Raw genomic sequence first — 1449 nt, 5'->3', positions numbered from 1 at the left:
ACCAACAGCCTTAAAAATATCAAAGATATTGCCCTTTAACTCTGTGCGCAAAATAAACTCTTCCTGACCGATGGTAAATTTAACAGCATGTAGTTTCCTTAGGTCAAGCATTAAATCTTTAAATCTATGCTTGCTGTCTTTAAGTAGTTTGGCCAGCATAACCTGTAAAACAAAAGCTAAGAAGCAGATAAAAATATGTCCGCGTACACGTTCTTCTTTCCAGTGATAAATCGGCCTTAAATCCAAGCTGCTTTTCATCGTCCGAAAGATTCTTTCCACTTGCCAGAGCCCCTTATAAGCAAGGGCTACTTCCGCAGGTGGTAGATTACAATTGGTGCGCAACAGGTATTTACCATCATATATGGCTTCTTGTTTAATGACATCTTCATTTATCGTGACAGCTTCCTTATCTATCTTAAGATATCTTTGGTAACCCCGGTTACCCACAATGGTTTTAGGGCCAGATGTTTTTAAAGTTTTTCTGAGTTTTTCAAGGATGGCTTCTCTGATCAGCTTATGTCTTTTGGCTTCTTCTGGGTTTAAGCAGACGATATAACGATCACCCCAGGAGCCTGGTTCTTTTACTTTAAGGTTTGGTTTGACGAGTCTGTATCTACCGGCTCTGGTTAGTAAGTCCCGTGCTTTCTTTAATTTACGCATTTTTACGCCAACGATGAACTGGTAATTATGGTCACGCAGCGCCTGTAATGTGTTATTGCTAACCATACCCCTGTCTGCAGCAATGATCACTTTACCGATGGAAAAACGGTTTTTTAAATCATCGAGAGCGGTAATAAAGGCATTAACATCTGCTGTATTTCCCGGAAACACTTGATGAGCAATGGGTATGCCTTCGGAGGTCATTAATGCCCCGACAATTACCTGGTTACGATCGGGACGTTTGTCCTTGGAATAGCCTTTTTTGGCAATATTGCTAGGACCATTGCCTTCGAAGTAGGTGCTAGTGGTATCGAAAAAAACCAGATCGACTTTTTGGTTAAATAAGTTTCTTACCCGGTTCCATAAAAAGTTTTCTATTTCGTGCTGGTGTTCGTGCAGAAAATCCAAACCACGATAGTAATGGTGCAGCTCAAGCTGTTTAAAATCCGGGTAATATACTGTATCTACCCACTTGGAAACAGCAAGTTTGCTATCCGGGTCAACTAACCGGTTTAGGACCATCGCAAATATGGCACTTTCCACGGGGCGTTGTATTTGGGTGTCTGCGATATACTTATTAAGCAGATCCGGTAGCTCAAGCTGTTCCCAGAGACGGCGAAAGATAACGACTGGTCCCAGTTCTTTAGACCACTGGGTGTTTAGTTCATCCATGCTCCGTATCACTTTAGCCATTTTGCAATATTTACCCAGGCTGGCAACCAGTTTATCCAGGGCTCCTTCCTGTAGTTCTTCTAAGCGGCCCAGGTTGGCTACAACTATTTGGCGAAC

General features: G+C 42.3%; 1 protein-coding gene. It reads right to left on the bottom strand.

Going from position 1 to position 1449, the window contains the following annotated elements:
• Positions 1 to 1449 (bottom strand): IS1634 family transposase (locus SPSYN_RS15420; RefSeq protein ID WP_161823374.1); only part of this gene is annotated, 1449 nt, incomplete at both ends.

The organism is Sporotomaculum syntrophicum (assembly GCF_009932395.1).
Lineage (GTDB): Bacteria > Bacillota > Desulfotomaculia > Desulfotomaculales > Desulfallaceae > Sporotomaculum > Sporotomaculum syntrophicum.
Note: the sequence above shows the minus strand (reverse complement) of the source record. Positions and strands in the feature narration are given on the sequence as shown.